This window comes from Roseomonas sp. 18066, from assembly GCF_902706185.1.
Lineage (GTDB): Bacteria > Pseudomonadota > Alphaproteobacteria > Acetobacterales > Acetobacteraceae > Pseudoroseomonas.
On the sequence record NZ_CACSJM010000297.1, the window covers coordinates 1 to 2,124 of the forward strand.

Here is a 2,124-nt window from a genome sequence, read left to right on the forward strand (position 1 = left end):
GGGGGGAAGCCCGGCACGAAGGCGCGCGGCGGCGGGGTCGCGGCGGCGCGCATCCAGGCGGCGCCCAGCGCGGCCCAGCTCGACCAGGCCTCGGCCAGCTCGCGGTCGGCCGCCAGCGCGGTGATCTCGCTCTGCCACAGGGTGATCCAATCCTCTGCCAGCCGCTCCAGCGCCTCGGGTCCGGTGCCCGGGGCGGTTCCCGGGGCTGCGTTGTGCTGGTCGCCGCTCCCGTCCTGTGGCCCCGCCATGCCGATCCTTGTCCCGGCCCTGTCCGTTGGCCCGCCGTAAAAAATCATGTCGTCCCGGCACGGCCCCGGCGCGGCATGGCGCCGCATTCTGGCGGAAATCAGGCCGTTCCGCCGCTTTATCGGCGGGCGCGGCCCCGGGGTGGGCGGAACATAGCGTCGCTGCCGCCCGGCGGAAGGCCAGGACGGCCCGATTTGCCGCGCCCGCCTGCGCATCAGCCCTGTTCGCACCGCATCATGCCGCGTGCTAGCGTCGTCATGACCACGAATGCGGGGAGGGTGAAAATGGCTGAACAAGCGAAGCAGCAGCAGCCGGTCGACGATGCGGGCAAGGCCAGCAGACCGACCGTCGTCATCAAGAAATACGCCAACCGCCGGCTCTACAACACCGAGGCCTCCTCCTACGTCACGCTGGAGGACCTGGCCAAGATGGTGCGCGACGGGCGTGACTTCGTCGTCTACGACGCCAAGTCGGGCGACGACATCACCCGCGGCGTGCTGACCCAGATCATCGTCGAGGAAGAGGCCAAGGGCCGCAACCTGCTGCCGATCCCCTTCCTGCGCCAGCTGATCGGCTTCTACGGCGACAGCCTGCAGTCGATGGTGCCGCGCTACCTCGAATTCGCCATGGGCAGCTTCTCGCGCCAGCAGGACCAGATGCGGGCCTCGGTCGAGCAGGCCATGGGCAGCTTCAACCCGCTGGCCGGGCTGGAGGAGGTGGGCAAGCAGAACATGGCGATGATGGAACGCGCCATGTCGCTGTTCAGCCCCTTCCCGCTGCCGAACCCCCTGACGAACCCGCTGGCCAATCCCCTGGCCAATCCCCTGGCCAATCCCCTGGCGAAGGGCGCCAACCCCTTCCCGGGCATGCCGAGCCTGGTGCCCGGCGGCACTCCGGGCGCCGCGCCCGAGGAGACCGCCGAGGTGATCGAGCTGAAGGCCGAGCTGCGCCGCCTGCGCCAGCAGATGGCCAGCCTGCAGACGCCGCCCGCCAAGGAAAGCTGACGCGGCGGGGAGGGTCGCCGCCGGCGGCCCTCTCGCCGGGCCTTGTCAATCTCATGGTAACGAATGACGATAACCGTGGCGGGATGTGATACTATCCGTGGTTGATACCCCCGGGGATTGATCCAAGGGGTTGATTCCGGGGCAAACCCACAGGGCAGGGCAGCAATGGCCGATCAGGAACCCGGCGTCGTCGTCGCGGAAGTGCAGGAAGAGAATTCGACGCAGCGCGCGCGCCAGGCCGACAAGCATGTCGGCATGCGCATCCGCGAGCGCCGGCTGATGCTGGGCCTGTCGCAGCAGCAGCTCGCCAGCATGATCGGCGTCACCTACCAGCAGGCGCATAAATACGAGCGCGGGCTGAACCGGATTTCCGCCGGCCGCCTGTTCGAGATCGCCATGGTGCTGGCCGTCCCGGTCTCCTGGTTCTTCGAGGGGCTGGACGAGGAAGGCAGCGCCCAGCCGCTGGGCGTGCGCCAGCGCATGTGCCTGGAACTGGCCCGCAACTTCGCCATGATCGACAATGAGCGCCACCAGGACGCGCTGAGCCAGATGGCCCGCGCCCTGGCCGCCCAGTCCCAGGGCCGCACCCTCGACGATTAACTTTCTGTCCGTTGTCGGCGCCCGGTGGGCGCCGACGGGTGTAGCGCGGGTCCATGAATTGCGAGCCATTCGCAATTTGACGGGCGACGCCGCCGGCCCAGCCGCCTAGTCTCCGGCCCCTCTGCCGCCGCCGGAGTGCCTGACCTGCCCCATCGCCGCCCGCCATCGCCTCGCCTGCCGCCCGCCAGCCTTGCGCCGCTGCCCCGGCGCGGGCTGCTGCTCGGCCTTGCCGCCGTCGGCGGTGCCACGGCCTGGCTGGCGCGCCCGCGCCAGG

General features: G+C 70.0%; 3 protein-coding genes. 2 read left to right on the forward strand and 1 reads right to left on the reverse strand.

Annotated elements, in window-relative coordinates:
- Positions 1–248, reverse strand: a 248-nt coding sequence (locus GVN67_RS28790) for a hypothetical protein (RefSeq protein ID WP_160000728.1), incomplete at its 3' end; no start/stop codon positions are given.
- A gap of 282 nt (positions 249–530) precedes the next feature.
- On the opposite strand from GVN67_RS28790, the gene phaR reads away from it, so the two are divergent.
- Positions 531–1,250 carry a polyhydroxyalkanoate synthesis repressor PhaR gene (phaR, locus tag GVN67_RS28795; protein WP_160000729.1) on the forward strand — a complete coding sequence of 240 codons (720 nt, stop codon included), beginning with the start codon at positions 531–533 and terminating at the stop codon, positions 1,248–1,250.
- Between the two features lie 165 nt (positions 1,251–1,415).
- Positions 1,416–1,850: a helix-turn-helix transcriptional regulator gene (locus GVN67_RS28800; RefSeq protein ID WP_160000730.1), complete on the forward strand. Its 435-nt coding sequence runs from the start codon at positions 1,416–1,418 to the stop codon at positions 1,848–1,850.
- Positions 1,851–2,124 lie beyond the last annotated feature (274 nt).

Excerpts from the sequence above, each read along its gene's own strand:
- phaR (WP_160000729.1), top strand. The coding sequence starts at position 531 with ATGGCTGAACAAGCGAAGCAGCAGCAGCCGGTCGACGATGCGGGCAAG.
- GVN67_RS28800 (WP_160000730.1), top strand. The coding sequence starts at position 1,416 with ATGGCCGATCAGGAACCCGGCGTCGTCGTCGCGGAAGTGCAGGAAGAG.